The sequence below is a fragment of the Gemmatimonadota bacterium genome (assembly GCA_040388535.1).
Taxonomy (GTDB): domain Bacteria; phylum Gemmatimonadota; class Gemmatimonadetes; order Gemmatimonadales; family GWC2-71-9; genus Palsa-1233.
This window is the reverse complement of record JAZKBR010000001.1, coordinates 392228-410223: the sequence shown is the minus strand read 5'-3', so window position 1 is coordinate 410223 and position 17996 is coordinate 392228. Positions and strand designations below refer to the sequence as shown.

Below are 17996 nucleotides of genomic sequence, written 5' to 3'. Positions count from 1 at the left end.
CTCACCCCGCTCGAATGAAGGACACGGCGTCGCCGCCGAAGAGGTCGCGCAGGGCGCGAAGGGTTTCCTCGTGCGGCTCCAGCCGGAGCCGGCGGGCCTTGAGCCGGACCGCCGTCCCGTTGCCATCGGACCAGTCAATATAGAGCGGGGAAGGCCCCGGATGGGCCGAACAGAGCCGCGCGGCGGCCCGGACGGTCTCGGTGGCCGGGGCCAGCGGGGCGGTCCAGCGGATGGCGATCCCGAGCATCCCGGCCGCCTCGATCTCGGCCAGCGGGCGCGCCCCCTCGACCACGAACGGTGCCGAATCCTCGCCCCGGTCGCGGGCCGAGTAGCCGCCGTTGAGGAGCATCGCGTTGTCGACCTGGATGACCTGGTTGAGCTTGGCCCAGGCCTCGGGGAAGACGATCGCCTCGGCCGTGCCATGGAAGTCCTCGAGGGTGACCCGGGCATACTCCTTCCCGGTCTTCTTCGAGATCTGCCGCTTCACCGCCGTGATGACCGCCGCGATGGCGAGCTGATGCTCGCTCCACTCGCTCAGTGTGGCCGTGGTCCGTGTCCCGAAGAGTTCGACCAGCGGTCGGTAGCGCTCGAGTGGATGTCCCGAGATGAAGAAGCCGAGGATTTCCTTTTCCTTCGCGAGCCGCTCGGCTTCGGTCCACGGCGGCACATCGGGCATCGAGTGCTCGACCTTGGTGGCCGCGACGACATCCCCGAAGAGCGATTCCTGGCCAGCCGCCGCTTCCTGCTGGAGGATCTGCGCTTCGCCGAGCGCCTGATCGAGCGTGGCCTGCAGCTGCGCCCGATGCGCGCCAAAGGAATCGCAGGCGCCGGCCGCGATGAGCGACTCGAAGACCCGCTTGTTGCAGAGGCGGGTGTCGACCCGCTTCACGAAATCGAAGAATGAGGTGAACTGGCCGTCGGCGCGCGCCGCGATGATCGAGTCAATCGCGCCGCCACCGACGTTGCGCACGGCGCCCAGCCCGAAGCGGAGGCGCTTCTCGCCGACCACGGTGAACTTGAAGCCGGACTCGTGCACATCCGGCGGCAGCACTTCGAGGCCGAGTTCGCGGGCTTCATTGATGTACTGGACCACCTTGTCGGTATTGCCGATTTCGGACGAGAGCAGTGCTGCCATGAATTCGGCAGGGTAGTGCGCCTTGAGCCACGCCGTCTGATACGACAGGACCGAGTAGGCCACCGAGTGCGACTTGTTGAAGCCGTAGCGGCCGAAGGTCTCGATCTGGCCGGCGAGTTCGGTCGCGAGCTTTTTCGGATGCCCCAGCGCCATCGCCTTGGTGACGAACTTCTCCAGCTCCTTCTTGATCAGCTCCGCATCTTTCTTGCCGACCGCTTTCCGGAGCACGTCGGCTTCGGCGAGCGAGAAGCCCGCGAGCACGTTGGCGATCCGCATCAGCTGTTCCTGATAGGTGATGACGCCATACGTGGGTGCGAGAATCTGTTCGAGCGACGGATGCGGATAGCTCACCGCCTCCTGGCCGAGCTTGCGGCGGATGAAGACGGTGTGCATCCCCGCATCGAGCGGGCCCGGGCGCAGCAAGGCGTTGGAGGCGACGAGGTCGTCGAAGCGGTCGCACTTCATCTGCCGCAGGGTGTCGGTCGCCAGCGGCGATTCGAACTGGAAAACGCCGGCCGTGCGACCGCGCCGCAGCAGTTCGTACACCGCCGGGTCATCGAGCGCGAGCGTGTCCATATCGAGTTCGATGTTGTTGCGCTGCTTGATCATCTTCACCGCGTCATAGATCACGGTGAGGGTCTTGAGGCCGAGCATGTCCATCTTGAGCATGCCGACCTTTTCGAGCGCGCCCATCTCGTACTGGCAGATGATCGCATCGGCGCCGTCGGCACTCGCACCCGAGCCCTTGGTCGGTGCGGTACAGACCGGCACGTAGTCGGAGAGCGGACCCGGGGCGATCACCACGCCGGCTGCATGGACCGACGCGTGCCGCGACAGCCCCTCGATGCGCGAGGCGTACTGGAAGACCCGGCGGTAGGTCTCGTTTTCCTTGAGGGCGGCCTTGAGTTCGTCGATCTTCTCGGCCGCTTCCGGAATCGTCATCGAGAACGCCGGCCCCGACGGAATCAGCTTGGTGAGCTTGTCGGCCTCGCCGGGCGGCACCTTGAGCACCCGCGCCACATCCTTCACGGCGGCGCGCGCCTTCATCGTCCCGAAGGTGATGATCTGGCCGACCGACTCGCGGCCGTACCGCTCCCGCACGTACTCGATCACCTCGCCACGACGTTCGAAGCAGAAGTCGACGTCGATGTCGGGCATCGACACGCGTTCCGGATTCAGGAAACGCTCGAAGAGGAGATCGAACTCCAGCGGGCAGACGTTGGTGATGCCGAGGGCGTATGCGACGATGGAGCCAGCGGCTGAGCCACGGCCCGGTCCCACCGGAATGTCTCGCGCCCGCGCAGCATCGATGAAGTCGGCGACGATGAGGAAGTAGCCCGCGTAGCCGGCGGTGTTGATGACCGACAGCTCGAAGTCGAGCCGAGTGCGGACATCGTCTCGCAGCGGCGCGCCATAGCGCCGCACCGCGCCTGCTTCGGCGAGATCGCGCAGCAGTTCGGCCTCGCTGCTGTATTCCGACGGCATCGGGAAGGCCGGCACGAAGTAGCGCTTCTCGAAATCGAATTCGCAGGTATTCGCGACGATCTGCGTCAGCTCGAGCGCGTCGATGTTGTCGGGGAAGAGCTGCTTCATCTCGACTTCGCTCTTCACGTATGACTCGTTGCCCGTGAAGCGGAACCGCTTGGGGTCATCGAGGTCGGCCCCGGTCCCGATCGCCAGCAGCACGTCGTGCGCTTCGGCATCGTCGCGCTTGAGGTAGTGCGCGTCGTTGGTGGCGACCACGCCTAACCCGAGTTCCTTGCCCAGTTCGAGCATCCCCTTGGTCACGATCGCTTCTTCGGGGATGCCGTGATCCTGGATCTCGAGATAGAAGGCATCGCGACCATAGAGCGACGCGAAATACTCGGCCGACTCCTTCGCCTTGTCGTAGCGGCCCTGCCGCAGCCAGAGTGCCACTTCGCCCGACATGCAGGCGGCGAGGCAGACGATCCCTTCCTTGTGACGTTCGAGGACTTCGCGATCGATGCGCGGCCGACGATAGAAACCCTCGACGTAGCCGATACTGCTCAGCTTGATGAGGTTCTTGTAGCCGGTGGCGTTACGGGCAAGAAGCACCAGGTGGGAATACTGCGCCGGGGCCCACGCTGGCTTGGCCTGCACCGTCCGCGGCCCGAAGGCGAGGTAGGCCTCGAAGCCGAGGATCGGACGAATCCCCTGCTTGCGGGCTTCGTCGTAAAAGGAGCGGGCCGCGTGCAGGTTGCCGTGGTCGGTCACCGCGAGCGAATCCATCCCGAGCGACTTGACGTGCTTCACCAGCTCGGGGAGCCGGTTGGCGCCGTCGAGCAGCGAGTATTCGCTATGGGTGTGCAGGTGCGCGAACGCCATGGCTTAGCGCTCCCGCTTGGCCAGCTCGGCGAGCACGGCGTCGAATGACACTTCCCGTACCTCAAGGAGGACGAGAAGGTGGTAGAGTAGATCGGCTGCTTCACTGGCGAGTCGCTCATCGGACTCGGCGTGCGCTGCGACGATTACCTCGATGGCTTCTTCGCCGACCTTCTGCGAAATCTTCGGCAAGCCGCGTTCGAAGAGGGTGGTCGTGTACGATCCGGCCGGGCGATCTTCCTGCCGGAGGGCGATGGTTCTCGCCAGGCGGGTGAGGAGGTGTCCCCCCGGATCGTTCCCCGGTGTGACGCTGCCGTCGGGGGCCACCTGGCGGGCGAAGCAGGTCGGGGCGCCGGTGTGGCAGGCGGGGCCCTCCTGGACGACGCGGTAGAGGACGGTATCGCCGTCACAGTCGATCCGGAGCTGGGTGACCCGCTGGGTATGTCCGCTGGTCTCACCTTTGCGCCAGATGGCCTCCCGCGAGCGGCTCCAGTAGTGGGCCTCTCCGGTGGCGGCGGTTCGGGCGAGTGCTTCGCGGTTGGCCCAGGCGACCATCAGGAGGTCGCCGGTATGGGCATCCTGAGCCACCACGGGGAGGAGTCCGGAGGCGTCGAAGGAGAGCGAGTCCAGCCAAGCAGCAGGTGTCACCGGAGAATCGTATCCCGATCGGTTGAGATTGTCAAAAGTCGTTGCCCTGCTTAGGCTTACGTCGCTTCCTCATCGCCCCGCCGGAGTCCGCTGAATGCGCGCTGCGTCCCCGCTTTTCCTCGCCCTCCCGGTGGTGTGGCTCGCTGCGTGTGGCAGCTCGCCGACCGGCCCGGGCACGGTTGAGCCGCTCTGCTCCGTCCCGACGCCAATCACGCTCAATGTGGGCGAATACCGGATCCTCAATGTCTCCAATGAGACGGCGTGCATCCGGCTGCCAGGGAGCGCGGCGGCCAGCGAGTATCTGCTGGTGGCATATGCCGGGAACGGCACCGAGTCGAACAGCGGTTCGGCGGCAACGTACGCGCTCCAGTCGGATCCTGCGGCACTTACCGCGGCGGCCGTCTCGGAACTCCCGTCGCTCGCAGAACTCCCCGGCACCGCCCCATTTGTCCACGGCGGCGCCGATGCCTTCCATCAGAACCTCCGCAGCATCGAGCATCGCCTCGCGACCAGCGGCGCCGCACAGCTGCTGAATGCCTGGGCCCCGCCCGCGGCGCTCACGATTCCGATCTTCGGTGATCGCGACTCGTTCTCGGTCTGCAAGGTGGTCGCCTGCAATTCGTTCGCACGGGTCGGGGCCACGGTCCGGTATGTCGGCCGCGCGGGGGTTATCTACCTCGATGACCAGTTGCCGGCTGGCGCCGACGCGCTCACGCAGGCGGACTTCGATCAGCTCGGCACCGTCTTCGACGACTATCTCTATCCCGCCGATACCACGGCCTTCGGACGTGAATCCGACATCAATGGTGATGCTCGCGTCGCGATCCTGATCACCGACGCCGTCAATGACCTCACCCCCGATTGCAGCAGCGGGCGCGTCATCGGCTACTTCTTCGGCAACGATCTCCTCGCCGGTGCGCCTGGGTCGAATCGTCGCGAAGTGTTCTACGCCTTTGCGCCGAAGCCAGCCACGGCCGGCTGCAGCGCGGTCACGCGGACCCGCGAGCTCACGTCACTGCCGCCGACGTTGATCCACGAATTCCAGCACATGATCTCGTACAACCAGCACGTGCTGATCCGCGGCGGTTCCGACGAGGACCTCTGGCTCAATGAAGGGCTGTCGCACTTCGCCGAAGAACTTGGCTTCCGGGTGACGCCGGATGCGTCGTGCCCCGCGGCGCCGACTTGTTTCTCGCAATTCGCCGGTGGCAATCTCAGCAACGCGTACGATTACCTGAACGACCCCGAGGCGACCTTCCTGATCGCGCCGCGCAGCGGCACCGGCTCCCTCGCGGAGCGGGGCGCGGCCTGGCTCTTCGTGCGCTGGAACGCCGATCATTTCGCGAGCGACTCCCTCCTCGGCACTTCGCTCACGCGGGCGCTCGAGATGACGACGCTGACCGGCTCGGAGAACATCGCGGCTGCGACCGGGCAGATCTTCTCGAATCTCGTCGGTGAGTGGCAGCTGGCGAACTATACCGAGAACCTCCCGGGGTTCCCGCAGACCGGCCGGCTCCGCTATCGCACCTGGGACTTCCGGGGCACGTTCTCCCGCAACTCCCCGGCAATCTTCGCGAAGCCGTATCCGCTGACCCCCGACAGTACCAGCGGTGCCTACTCCAGGAATGGCACACTGCGCGGCGGCAGCGGCAGGCACGTGCGCTTCAAGCTACCCGCAGGCGCGGCGGGCGAGACCGTGCGCCTCGCGGGTTCCACGGTGGGGACTCGCGTGAATGATGCGGTGCTGCCGCGCATGGCGGTGGTGCGCATCCAGTGAAGTGGCTCGCGGGCCCCGGCCTCCTCGTGTTCCTTGCGGGAGGAGCCACGGCGCAGGCCGCGGCGCCGGTGCCCGCACTGCCGTATCTCCCGGCGTCGGTACGCGTCGCGGGATTTGCGGGTGCTGGGGTCGCGGTGCCGGGATACGCCGCTGCGGTTTTCGACAATCCCTCGGCGATCGGTCCGATTCGCAGGCTCTCGCTCGAGGCCGCGTACGCGCGGCTGCCGGATGACTCCTGGTACACCAGCGGCGCTGCGGCGATGCGCGCGGGTCCGTTCAACCTCGGTGGCGGGATTCGCTACCTGAATTTTGCGGGCGATCCACCGGTGCGTGACAATCTTTCGTGGGTCGCGGCGGGGGTGTATCGTCTCCAGGGTGTCGCCGTCGGTGGATCGGCCAAGTATGTCGCGCTGCGGGACTCGCTCGGCGATGTCTACCGCACCCTCACCTCCGACGCCGGGATCACCCTCGCCTTCTTCGACATTGCGGCGATTGGCCTCGCGTTCCAGAACCTCGGGCGGTACTCGCTGACCGGTCCACGACTCTCGCTCCCTTCGAGCACGCATCTCGGTTTTTCGTTCAACCTGATCGACACCTATTCCAATGGTCGGCTGCTCGCCACGATGGAAACGGTGTGGACCGACGGACAATCGCGTCGCACCATTGTCGGGCTCGAGGGTGGAGTGGTCCTGCACGGGGTAGGCATTGTCGGCCGGGTCGGCACCGGTGCGCAACCGATCGAGAGCGGGGTGGGGAAGACCTCGTACGGCGCATCGCTGGTGCTGCCCCGGTCGCGGATTGATTACGCCTTCCAGCATCGCAGTGCCCTGGGGCGAAGCGTGCACCTCGTCGGGCTGAGCTGGACACCGTGAAGAAACCAAGGAGTCGCCTGAAGATGGGACTGCTGATTTCCGCCATTGCCCTGCTGCTGGGTTACGGCGGCGCGTATGTCGCCTCCTCGGAGGTGCGCTATCTGTCGCGCGCCGGCATCGAGGAAACCCGCATCCTGATGGGCCGCACGCCAATTACCCGCGTGGCGACCGACACCACCCAGTCCGATTCGGTGCGGGCGATGGCGAAGCTGGTGATTGAAGTGCGCGGCTACGCGGCGCGACTGGGGCTCAAGGCGGGCGAGACCTACACCAGTTACAGTGACGTCGGCCGTGACACCCTGCTGCTGGTGCTCACTGCGTCGCCAAAGACCTGTCTCTGCCCGGTCACCTGGCGCTATCCCATCGCCGGACGAGTGCCCTACAAGGGCTTCTTCAATTTCGACGAAGGGAAGCGCGCCGCGGCCAGCTATGCCGACAAGGGTTACGACATCAATCTGCGCCCGTCGGCGGCCTTCTCGACACTCGGCTGGTTCAACGATCCGTTGCTCTCGACCGCACTCACTCGTGATTCGGTCGAACTTGCGGCACTGGTCTTTCACGAAATCGCGCACAATACCATCTGGGTGAAGGGTGCCACCGATTTCAACGAGAGCTTTGCGCAGTGGGTGGGCTATCGGGCCGCCGAGAAATTCTTTCTCGCCCGCGGCGACACCGCCCTCTCGTTCCGTGCCGCCGATCGCTGGCACGATGAACAGCTCCTCGCGAGCTACTACGAACGACTCCTCGGCCAGCTCGATTCGCTCTACGCGCGCAAGCTGCCGCCGGCGCAGAACGACAGTGGCCGCGCGGCGGTCGCCCGCTGGAGCGTCGACACGCTCAACGGTCCGCTCGGGCAATCCTTGCGCACCATCCGGACGGCCCGCTTCACGGAGCGTCCGATCAACAACGCGGCACTGCTCGGCGTCCGGCTCTACCGGACCCAGCTCGCGCTCTTCGATAGCTGGGACGCCGCCTACCGCGGTGATCTCACCCGCGCGCTCTACACCCTCGGTGCACTGCTCGAGGACGCCAAGGGGAGCGAGGCCTTCGAACGGATGCGCGGGATGGTGAAGACCATCCGCCCGATTGTCACAACTCCCCCCGCGTTGCAGCCGCCGCAGTAACTTTCCCGATCCTTACGTGTGCCGGAGCAGTGAACAATGGACAATGAATTCGTCAATCGCGAAGAACCCCGCCTGTTGGCGGAGCTCTTCGAGTTTCTCGCGATCCCGAGCATCAGCACCCTGCCGGCCCACGCCGACGACTGTCGTCGCGCGGCGCAGTGGCTGGTTGACCAGCTCTTCAGGCTCGGCTGCCCCACCGTCCAGCTGATCGAGGGAGCCGGCCACCCGGTGGTGTGGGGCGAGAGTCCGCACGTTCCCGGCGCGCCGACGCTGCTCATTTACGGCCACTACGATGTCCAGCCGCCCGATCCGCTCGACGAGTGGCACACGCCACCGTTCGTGCCATCGATTCGCGACGGTCAGCTCTTCGCGCGGGGCGCGATCGACGACAAGGGCCAGGTGTTCTGCCTGCTCAAGGCGTATGAGGCGACACTCACTGGCGAGAAGCAGCCGCCGATCAACGTGCGCTTTCTCTTCGAAGGCGAAGAGGAATGCGGTGGCCGGGTGATCTTCGACCTGCTCGCGGCCGAACCGCAGCGGACCGCGGTGGATGCGGTGCTGGTGGCCGACATGTCGTACTATGCCAAGGGATGGCCGGCGGTCTACACTGCGTTGCGCGGCATGTGCTACGCCGAACTGCACGTGCGCACGCTGCAGCGCGACCTCCACTCCGGCAGCTACGGCGGCGTGGCGCCGAACGCCATCGAGACGCTTTGCCGGATGCTCACCGACCTCAAGGGCCCCGGCGGCAAGATCCACGTGCCGAAGCTCTACAAGAACATCGAGGCGCCGAGCAAGGCCGAGCGGAAGGGATGGAATTCGCTGCCGTTCGACGAGGAGAAGTTCCTGCACGACGAAGTCACCGGCAAGGCACTCACCGGTCTCACGCGGTTCACGGTTTTCGAGCGGACCTGGGCACTGCCGACGTTCGAGATTCACGGCATTCGCGGTGGCTTCACCGGCGAAGGGGCCAAGACGGTGATTCCCGCCGCCGGCGTCGCCAAGATCTCGATGCGACTGGTGCCGGGACTGTCGCTCGAGTTCGCGAAGGCACAACTGCAGAAGGCGGTGGCGAAAGTCGCCCCCGACTACGCCGATTGGGAACTCAAGTTCCTCCACGGCGGCGATCCGGTGCAGGTCGACGTCACGCATCCGGTATTCGGCGTCCTCGACCGCGCCTTCGAGGAAGTGGTCGGGCGTCCCACAGTCGCCGTGCGCGCTGGTGGTTCCATTCCGATCGTCCCCGAACTCGGCCGCAGCGGTGCGCCAGTCTTGCTCACCGGCATCGGCCTTCCGGATGACGGACTCCACTCACCGAACGAGAAGGTCGACCTGAGCCAGCTCTGGGATGGGATTCGGGTGTTTGGACGGTTCTTTGAGTTGATGGCCGAAGGATGACAGATGACAGATGACAGATGACAGATGACAGATGACGGATGATGGGCCCCGGAGTTGTCATCCTGAGCGTAGCCCGCGTAGCGGGCGAAGTCGAGGGAGCACCCTCTCCCCGGTGAGACCACCTCCTTCGACTGCGCTCGCCTCCGGCTCGCTTCGCTCAGGATGACATTCAGCCCATCCGTCATCCGTCATCCATCATCTGTCATCCCCTTTTCCTGTATCCGTAGTTCTACGGACTCACCACACCACTTTTGGCGGCCGAGACCGTAGGTTTGGGTAGTGCTGGAAGTCATTCCGCGTCCTGGAGACCCCCCTTCAGGTTGTAAATGATCCAGACGCTCAGAGGCTCCCCCGATGCTACGTGCCTTTTCCCGGCTTTCAATTCAATGGAAGCTGCCGCTGCTCGTCGCAGCGGTCATGCTGGTGGTGACCGGAGCGTTGCTCTACACCGCCTACCGCGAGGTGCGCCAGACAGCGGTCCTGGCTGCCGAGGAGCGGGTCCAGAACATCGTCGGCCAGATGGCCACCTCGCTCGCTGCCTCGAGTCGCAGCAGTGAACAGGAAGCGCATCGACTGGCCTCACTTCCCCAGGCGCGAGCGTACTTTCGCTCGCCCAGCCCCGCGACTCATGCAAAGCTGATGTCCGCCATCGATTCCATGGTCGGTGTTGATACCAGCGTGTCGGCGATCGGGCTGCGCGACACGCTGGGGCAGGTCATTCAACTCGATGGGCGCCATGTCGCCTCGGTGCGCGCGCTCCACCTGATGGAACTCGGTCAGATCGCTCACTCCGCTGATTCATCGCTCGTTGGTCCGCTCCAGACAGTTGGCGATACTCTCTTCTATCCCACCGTGGCCGTCGTCGCCGATCCGGGCCACATCCTGGGGTACCTGGTGCGCTGGCGCGCCGTGCCGCCGCGCGCAGGAGCGCGTGAGCGAATCGCTGTGCTGCTGGGGACGGGGAGTACGCTGATTTTCGGCAGCAAGGGTGATGGCTGGAACGACCAGGCCGGGCCGACCAGGCAACCGACGCTCGCACTCGAGCCCACGAGCAAAGCGATCCGTTACCGCGACTCGCTTGATGGTACGCCGTACGTGGCGGCCGTGGGCCGCGATCCGGTCTCGGGGTGGTATGCCGTACTCCAGGTGCCCGATTCGATCGTGAGCGCACCGGCGCAACGATTCGTGACCGACGTCGGCCTGGTCGCACTCGGAATCATTGCGCTGGGGCTGTTGCTCGTATGGGGGCTCGGCCATCGGATCACGGTCCCACTTCGTCGCCTCACGACCGCGGCCGAAGTGATGGGAACGGGAGAGTTCCCGACCCGGCTGACGCCGGGGTCGGAAGATGAAATGGGCCGACTCGCGCTCGCGTTCAATCAGATGGCCGATCAGGTCGAGCACGAGGTCCACGCGCGCTCCGCCTCGGAGACGCAGTGGCGCCTGCTGTTCAAGAATCACCCGCACCCGATGTGGGTCTACGACCCGACCACCCTGCAGTTTCTCGCCGTCAACGACGCGGCGATCGCCGGGTACGGCTACTCGCGGGAAGCCTTCCTCGAAATGACGATCGATCAGATCCGTCCGCCCGAACAGGTCGCTCTGATGCTCAAGCATGTCGCCGGGGCGGCGCAGGAAAACCTGGTGACCGGCGAATTCCGCCATCGTCGCAAGGACGGCAAGTATTTCGATGTCGAGGTCACTGGCAACGCGGTCGAGTTCAATGGCAAGATCGCGCGCCTGGTCCTCGCGCAGGATGTCTCCTCACGGAAGGTGCTCGAATCGCAGCTGCGGCAGGCGCAGAAAATGGAAGCAGTCGGCCGCCTCGCCGGCGGCGTGGCGCACGACTTCAACAACATGCTTGCTGTGATCATGACCTACACCGAGCTGGTGCGCCTCGACACGCCAGACAGTGATGCGCATGCGAGCGACCTCGATGAGGTGAAGGCCGCGGCCGAGCGGGCGCACTCCCTCACCAAGCAGCTGCTGATGTTCTCGCGACAGAGCGTACTGCAGCCCGCGGTCATTGATCCGAACAAGACGATCGCCGGGATCGACCAGATGCTGCGACGGCTCATCGGCGAGGACATCGAAGTCATGACGCGTCTTTCCCCCGACGCAGGCGCCGTTCGTGCCGATCCGGGGCAGTTCGAGCAGATCCTGATGAACCTCGCCGTTAACGCGCGTGATGCGATGCCCACCGGCGGTGCCCTCACCATCCGCACCGAAGGGATCGCGATCGACGAGGCGAGTCGGCAACTGCACGGCCTGCCGCAGCCGGGCCGGTATGTCGTGATCTCGATCAGTGATTCCGGAACTGGGATGTCACCCGAGACGCGCGCCCGGATTTTCGAGCCGTTCTTCACGACCAAGGAAGTCGGCAAGGGCACCGGGCTCGGGCTCGCCACGGTCTATGCCATCGTGACCCAGAGCGGTGGCAGTGTCAGCGTCTATTCCGAACTCGGCTTCGGCACAACCTTCCGGCTCTACTTCCCGTCGGAGACGACCAGCGGAGTCGCGCCGTCCCGACTCACATCGACGTCGGCCACGGTGGGCGGCAACGAAACCATTTTGCTGGTCGAGGATGACGCTGCCGTGCGTGGCGCCGCGACCGATGTCCTCCAGCGCCTCGGCTACACTGTGATCGCGGCGCACGGCGCCGCGGATGCGCTTGAGCGGATGCAGGGCCACCCCGACCGGATCCATCTGGTCCTCTCCGACGTGGTCATGCCCGGCGCCGACGGGCCGACGCTGATCGCGCAGATTCGCGAGCATCGACCGGAGATCAAGGCATTGCTGATGTCTGGGTACCTCGGCGACGCGATTTCCACGCGCGGCGTCCTCAACTCCGGCATCCCGTTTCTCGAGAAGCCGTTCACGGTAGACAGACTCGGCCGGAAGGTGAGGGAGGTGCTGGATGATGGATGACGGATGACGGATGACCGATGACAACCTGAAGATCCACCATCTGTCATCCATCATCTGTCATCTGTCATCTGTGATCTGTCATCTGTCATCACGCTCCGATCCGAATCACCCTTACCCCCTCGCTCCCGCCTGCGGGCGGGCCGTTGGGCGCCGGGGCGCGCATCGGCGGGGTACCGCCGGGGCCGGGGGCCGGAATCTTCTTGCGCTGCTCGGGGGTGAGGGCGTCCATCGCCGTCTTGAGCGTGGCGGTCGACAGCTTCGCGATCGCTGGCTGCGCCTTGCCCAGCCGCGAGCTGAGCTGCTGGTCGACCACCTTGCGTCCCTTCTTCACGACGTAGTCCACCACCGGCTCGAGCAGTGAGTCGGCCTGGCGTCGGAAGGTCTTGCTCAACCCCTCGAGCGTGGCGAGCTGTTCGGCACTGAGCGCGAGCGAATCCTTGTGTGAGAGAATGTTCGCAATCGGATCGCGGCCGACCTGCGCCAGCTTGGCGCGCACCTGCTCGGTCGTGAGCAGCGGATCCTTGGCGCCGGGCAGCAGCCCCATGCCGCGCGCCATCGGTGAGGTCGGCGGACCGCCGATCTTGTATTCGAGCCCCATCTGCACCTGGAACGGCGGGAAGCGGCGACGGCTGGTGCCGTAGTCGAGCGGCTCGCCGAAGAGCTGATTGACCCGGTACGAATAGCGTTGCGTCGCCGGGTCGAAGCCGGTCACGTAGAGCAGCCGGCCGTCGGTCTGCGTGCTGCTGGACGAGCGGCCGAGTGGCGTGTCCTGCAGGCCGAAGAGCCGCACCAGTGCACCGCTCGCGTTGAGCATCGTCGTGGTGACGCGCAGGCGGTCGCCGAACCCGAAATTCTGCGGCGGCTGGAAGTTCAGGTTGAGATCGATACGCGCCTGCCACGGGGTACGGCAGCTGTTGGCGCCGGCCACCGAGCCGAACTGGCGCGTGAGGCAGTCACGTGCACCTGCGGGTGTTGCTGCGAGCAGGTCACGCATCTGCGACGCGAGGGCCGCATCCGCCGTGGCGTCAGGGTTGGCGATGAAGGCGCGGTCATTCGACAGGCCATCGCCGTTGATGTCGCCGACCACGGTGGGCGTGTACGGGTAGCCCGACGTGACATTGGTGCGGACATTGAGGCCGAACCACCAGATGCGCGCATTTGCCGTCATCACGATCTGATGGGTCGGTGCCCGGCCGATCGCCCACTCCTTCACGGCCGGATCGCCCGCGGTGCTCCCGCCACCGAAGCCACCGAACGAGACCGCGAAGCCACCGCCCGAGAACGATTCGAACGACGAGCCGCCGCCACCGAAGCCACGCTGCTCGGCCCGGGTGCGGGTGTAGATGTAGTTGAACGAGTAGCTCAGATGATTGTTGAAGAGCCCCTTCGGCGGCGTGACGGTGACATTCACTTGCGCCGTCTTGCTCTTGAGGTCGGAGATCGTCGTGTTGACGCGGCTGTAGTCGGGCGCGATGCGTGATGCCCCCGGGGCGATGGCGCCGGTTTCCGGGACGATATCGCTCGGCGAAACGTAGACTGGCCGATTCCCTTCGCCGGCGAGCGTGAAGCCGCCGTTGCGACGCAAGTTGTAGTCGAGCGAACTCTCGCCATTCACGCCATACGAGTAGAGCGCGTTGACACCGATGTTCCACTTGTGGAGTCGCATGCCATCGATGCCGAGTGAGGCGCGCCAGCTCACCGGCGCCCGGAACGACGGGTCGAACACGGTGACGGTCGGCTGGTTCACCGAGAACGAGGACGACCCGGTGCCGTCGAGGCAGTTCTCCACCAGTGCACTTCCCACGGTCCAGTCGGGAAGCGGCGTCGCATCGCCAACGCAGGTGAGGGTGCGCCGCGTGTTAGGGAGGCCGGTGGCATCGACGAGTCCGGCAATCCGACCCGGGTCGGTGACGCCACGATAGCCACCGATCGACCCGGAAATGGTGTAACCGGGGTTCATGTTGGGCCGGTTCCGATTCAGGAAGAACTGCAGCAGCTCCGGCGGGATCTGGCTGATGTTGACGCCCTGCGGCAGGCCATCAGCGTTGCCGGTCATCGGGCCGCTGCGCCGGGCCTTCGAGACCCACGAGAAGCCGAGCCGCGGCACGAATCCAACATCACGCGGCACCCGGTCAGTGCGCAGGCCGAAAATCGAGTCGATCACCGGATTGTACTGCGGTACCGTGCCAGGATGGGCGGCGTCGAGGCGGAGCCCGAACTGCATCTGCACCGCGGGCGAGACTCGCCACTCGTCACCGACCCAGAGCGAAGAGGTGCTCCCCTTGCTGGTGCGCTCGAACGATGACAGGGTCCGGTTGAACGACGCGGGGCGATTGGCCTCGAGGTCGCTGAGTGACTGATAGGAGTAGCTGCCGTACTGGTTGCCGGTGGAGAAGTTCTTGCCCCAGTTCAGGTCGAGCTCCTGACCGAACTTGTAGCGGTGCTTGCTGTCCTTGGTGATCAGCGACAACTCGTTGGTGAGTTGCAGTCCGGCGTTCTGGTTGCGTGATACGCCCGAGCCGCCACCGAAGCGCACCGAGGTCAGGCCGGTGCGGCCATCCTCGTACTGGGTGCCGACGCGCACGCTGGCACTCGGCAGCTGCAGGTACGGTGCGTTGCTGAACCGGTTGTAGTTGAGCGAGGCGCTCAGTTCGTCGAGGAACCCGCGCACATAGCCCGAGAGCCGCGCCGACATGAAGTGGAATTGCGAGCTCCCCTCGCTCCCGATCGATGGGTACGAAAGCGGCGAGCCGCCACCGCCGTTGCGCAGCCAGTTGCCCGAGTGGGTGAAGCGCAGCGACGTGGTGGACTTCGGCTGGAAGTCGAGCGTCAGTGAGGTGCTGTACCGGCTGTTCCTCCGGTCGATCGGCACGCCGTTGCCGACAAGTGGAATGCCGAGGCTGTTGAGTGTGCTCGAGATCGCGGTGATGGTATCAGGGAGCATTCCGTACTGCGACATGATGGCGTCACGCGGGGCGTAGAGCGAGAAGGTCTCCGAGCGATTGCCACTGGCGTCCCACGCGAGGAAATAGTGGGACTTCTGCTTCTTGATCGGCCCGGACACACTGCCGCTGATGCCGCCGACACGGGGAATCGAAATGTTCGAGGTCGGGTCGGTCCAGGCCAGATGGCTGTCGCTGAAACGGCCGCGGATATTGGCCGCGAAGATGTCACTGCCGCCGCGCAGTGTCGTGGTGGTGGTGCCGCCGGCGAACGAACCCTTCGACGGGTCGGCCGAGGTCGTCACCAGCTTGGCGCTGCCGATCGCGTCCTGCGGAATGTTGCCGCCGGCGAAGCGTGCGCCGTCGACCGTGGTGTTGTTCTGGTCGGCTGCCGCACCCAGCACCGAGAAGCCGGAGTCGCCGGCCGCAATCACGCCAGGGGTGTTGAGGGCGAGGGCGAGCAGGTCACTCGGGTCGAGCATGAAGAGTCCGGCGGCGAGCAGGCTCTGCTCGAGCCCGCCGATCGAGCCGCGGTCGACCCCCAGCAGCGGCGTCCGGTTCGCCCGCACCACCATCGTGTCAAGCAGGAAAGGCGCGGCTTCCATCGTCACGTCGACGGCAAGCACACTCGCGATGCCGGTCCGGGTCAGTCGCAGCGAGACCGGCTTGTAGCCGATCTTGCGAATGGTGACGACGTAATCGCCTTCCGGATTGGTGAAGAGGGCCGTGAAGCTGCCGCGGCCGTCGGTGGTCGCGTTGATGACCGCCTGCGTCGCGATGCCGGTGATCTTGACCTGGGCCTGGGTGACCGGATGCTTGTCGGCATCCACGACACGGCCGCGGACGATCTCGGTGCCGTTCTGGGCCTGCAGCTGGTGGGGAAGGCCGATCGCCGCAATGAGGAGGGCGAGGGCGGCGAGGGAGCGTGGAAGGTGCCGTACGATCGGCGCCCGCGATGCAGCCATGGTGAGTTCCCGTCGGTCAGGGGGAGACGACGTCTGGTTGACGCTACTGCGTTGGACACCGGCTTTCGCCACTTCGTTGTATCAATCGTCTTCGCGCACCACCCGCGGCCTGCCGCCGCCAGCATATTGCGCTTCAATCCGTGAATAGAGGTCGTCGGCACCGATGACCCCCTTGATCGAGGCGATCACCCCACCCACCACGTCCTCTGCCCAGTACTCATCGGGCCGGGTCGCTTCGGGAACCAGGACCCGCTTCTTCTGCAGGTAGTCGATGGCGGTCTGTTGCCATTCGGCCTGCGCGCTGGCGACCACGGACCACGAACCGGTTGCCCGCAATTCCATCTCGGCCAGGGCCTCGAGGTGCTCCTTCAGTTCCTTCGCGATCGGGCCAGTACGCAGCCGGTCGGCCACGAGTGTCATAACGGCACGTCGTTCCGACTCCATCGGCTCCGGCAACGGCGCCAGGTAATGCCGCTGGTCGGCCACCATCTCGGCGAGCCGGACACAGACCGCCCGGATCGCCGGCGTGAGCTCGGGCGGCGCCTCGGCGGCCCACGACCCGGCCGCCCGGAGGATGGCCGCAATTCGCTCGTCGGCGGCGGTCGAAATCTTCTGCTGGTCCATAGCGTCAGCCATGGAGAGAAGGGTGTCCGCGCCCGGTCCGAATGGCAAGGGAGCCATCAGCCATTTACCGGCGCCAGCGAAAAGGCTACGCCGAAGGCCGCCACGGTTGCGGCTCGCGTCTCGGCCCACACGGAGGCATTGCTGCGACTGGTGTTGAGCTCGCGCACTACGGAGGTCATTGTGACCCCGTCGAGCCCGCAGGGAACGATCTGATCGAACCACCGAAGATCGGGGTGGACGTTCAGCGCGAAGCCGTGCAGGGTGACCCACTGTTTCACATGGATTCCCAGCGACGCAATCTTACCGCCAGCTGTCCAGACCCCGGTCTTCCCCTCCACCCGGCCGCCCGCGATGCCGAGGCTGCCTAGTGCGTCGATGAGGGCCTGCTCGAGGGTGCGCAGGTACCAGTGCAGGTCCTCACGGTGCCGGGAGAGGTGCAGGATCGGGTAGCCGACGAGCTGCCCCGGGCCGTGCCAGGTCACGTCGCCGCCGCGTTCGATCTCGACCACCTCGGCGCCCTGTTGCCGCAGGAGTTCGACCGGGATCGGCAACGACGTCGCCTTGGTGCCGCGGCCAAGCGTGTAGACCGGTGGCGCGTGTTCGACGAGGAGCAGGACGTCGTGAGGGAGCGAACCATCAATGCGCGCGAGACGAAGGGCGCGCTGCTGGTCGAGCACATCCTGGTAGGAGCGGCGACCGAGGTCGATGACCTCGAGCGGCGGCAGCATCAGACTGCCGCGCGCGCGCGCCGGATGAAGAAGGTCGCCACCAGTGCTGCGATGCCGGCCAGAACAGGGAGTGCCGCCACGCCGAGCAAACCGCGCACCAGCATTGTGAGCAGGACGCTCAGCAGGAAACCTGCGAACGCGCTCACCATCGACAGGCCGCCGCGACGATAGTTGGAATCCACCGTCGCCATCAGCCCCCAGGCAACCACGCCAGCGAGGAAGATCGAGCCGAGGGTCCCGTAGATCACCAGATTCACGGCGAAGCCGTCGGTGATCGTCTCCTTCGAGGTGATGCCGCTGTTCGCGGCGGCGCGCGTCGTTCCCCACGCCACCAGCGCGATCGATGCAACCGCGATCGCCATGCCGGAAGCCATCGCGTTGGCCGCGAGGCCGACGCGATCTTCCTTGGGCGCGGCATCGCCGAAGGGGTTAGGCGAAACGTGAGGAGAGTCTGTCATAGAGACTAGAGACTAGAGACTAGAGACTAGAGACTAGAGACTAGAGACTAGAGA

11 protein-coding genes are annotated in these 17996 nt (G+C 65.5%); 5 read left to right on the top strand and 6 right to left on the bottom strand.

The genetic code is table 11. The features are described 5' to 3' along the window. Nucleotide 1: 1 nt before the first annotated feature. Both dnaE and hisIE read right to left on the bottom strand, forming a co-directional pair. On the bottom strand, nucleotides 2-3481 hold the full coding sequence (gene dnaE / locus V4558_01895) for a DNA polymerase III subunit alpha (GenBank protein MES2304227.1): 3480 nt from the start codon (nucleotides 3479-3481) through the stop codon (nucleotides 2-4). Between the two features lie 3 nt (nucleotides 3482-3484). Further along, nucleotides 3485-4126, bottom strand: a complete 642-nt coding sequence (gene hisIE / locus V4558_01890) for a bifunctional phosphoribosyl-AMP cyclohydrolase/phosphoribosyl-ATP diphosphatase HisIE (GenBank protein ID MES2304226.1) — start codon at nucleotides 4124-4126, stop codon at nucleotides 3485-3487. Between the two features lie 94 nt (nucleotides 4127-4220). On the opposite strand from hisIE, the gene V4558_01885 reads away from it, so the two are divergent. The 5 genes from V4558_01885 to V4558_01865 all read left to right on the top strand — a co-directional run bounded on the left by V4558_01885 (nucleotide 4221) and on the right by V4558_01865 (nucleotide 12225). Then, nucleotides 4221-5903, top strand: coding sequence for a hypothetical protein (locus V4558_01885; protein MES2304225.1), 1683 nt, complete (start codon nucleotides 4221-4223; stop codon nucleotides 5901-5903). Next, nucleotides 5900-6775 (top strand): hypothetical protein, encoded by an 876-nt coding sequence (locus tag V4558_01880; GenBank protein MES2304224.1) that lies wholly within the window; start codon nucleotides 5900-5902, stop codon nucleotides 6773-6775. Before V4558_01885 ends, V4558_01880 begins: the two co-directional genes overlap by 4 nt. Nucleotides 6776-6798: 23 nt before the next feature. Further along, a complete protein-coding gene (locus tag V4558_01875) occupies nucleotides 6799-7899 on the top strand; it encodes an aminopeptidase (GenBank protein MES2304223.1) in 1101 nt (366 codons plus the stop codon). 36 nt (nucleotides 7900-7935) lie between these two features. Beyond that, complete coding sequence (locus V4558_01870; GenBank protein MES2304222.1) at nucleotides 7936-9297, top strand: M20/M25/M40 family metallo-hydrolase; 1362 nt, start codon at nucleotides 7936-7938, stop codon at nucleotides 9295-9297. A gap of 354 nt (nucleotides 9298-9651) precedes the next feature. After that, entirely contained in the window at nucleotides 9652-12225 is a 2574-nt protein-coding gene (locus V4558_01865) for an ATP-binding protein (protein ID MES2304221.1), read from the top strand. Nucleotides 12226-12313: 88 nt separating this feature from the next. On the opposite strand, the gene V4558_01860 is transcribed toward V4558_01865, so the two are convergent. The 4 genes from V4558_01860 to V4558_01845 all read right to left on the bottom strand — a co-directional run bounded on the left by V4558_01860 (nucleotide 12314) and on the right by V4558_01845 (nucleotide 17942). After that, nucleotides 12314-16132 carry a TonB-dependent receptor gene (locus V4558_01860; GenBank protein MES2304220.1) on the bottom strand — a complete coding sequence of 1273 codons (3819 nt, stop codon included), beginning with the start codon at nucleotides 16130-16132 and terminating at the stop codon, nucleotides 12314-12316. Nucleotides 16133-16213: 81 nt separating this feature from the next. After that, nucleotides 16214-16768 carry a hypothetical protein gene (locus V4558_01855; GenBank protein MES2304219.1) on the bottom strand — a complete coding sequence of 185 codons (555 nt, stop codon included), beginning with the start codon at nucleotides 16766-16768 and terminating at the stop codon, nucleotides 16214-16216. Between the two features lie 44 nt (nucleotides 16769-16812). After that, nucleotides 16813-17484 (bottom strand): lipoyl(octanoyl) transferase LipB, encoded by a 672-nt coding sequence (gene lipB / locus V4558_01850; protein ID MES2304218.1) that lies wholly within the window; start codon nucleotides 17482-17484, stop codon nucleotides 16813-16815. Beyond that, nucleotides 17484-17942, bottom strand: a complete 459-nt coding sequence (locus V4558_01845; protein ID MES2304217.1) for a hypothetical protein — start codon at nucleotides 17940-17942, stop codon at nucleotides 17484-17486. The genes lipB and V4558_01845 overlap by 1 nt, the downstream gene beginning before the upstream one ends. Nucleotides 17943-17996: the final 54 nt, after the last annotated feature.

Bases quoted from the DNA above. Each gene is read 5' to 3' on its own strand.
- V4558_01865 (MES2304221.1), top strand. From the start codon at position 9,652: ATGCTACGTGCCTTTTCCCGGCTTTCAATTCAATGGAAGCTGCCGCTG.
- dnaE (MES2304227.1), bottom strand. From the start codon at position 3,481: ATGGCGTTCGCGCACCTGCACACCCATAGCGAATACTCGCTGCTCGAC.
- V4558_01860 (MES2304220.1), bottom strand. From the start codon at position 16,132: ATGGCTGCATCGCGGGCGCCGATCGTACGGCACCTTCCACGCTCCCTC.
- V4558_01855 (MES2304219.1), bottom strand. From the start codon at position 16,768: ATGGCTGACGCTATGGACCAGCAGAAGATTTCGACCGCCGCCGACGAG.
- V4558_01885 (MES2304225.1), top strand. From the start codon at position 4,221: ATGCGCGCTGCGTCCCCGCTTTTCCTCGCCCTCCCGGTGGTGTGGCTC.
- V4558_01870 (MES2304222.1), top strand. From the start codon at position 7,936: ATGGACAATGAATTCGTCAATCGCGAAGAACCCCGCCTGTTGGCGGAG.
- V4558_01875 (MES2304223.1), top strand. From the start codon at position 6,799: ATGGGACTGCTGATTTCCGCCATTGCCCTGCTGCTGGGTTACGGCGGC.
- V4558_01845 (MES2304217.1), bottom strand. From the start codon at position 17,942: ATGACAGACTCTCCTCACGTTTCGCCTAACCCCTTCGGCGATGCCGCG.
- lipB (MES2304218.1), bottom strand. From the start codon at position 17,484: ATGCTGCCGCCGCTCGAGGTCATCGACCTCGGTCGCCGCTCCTACCAG.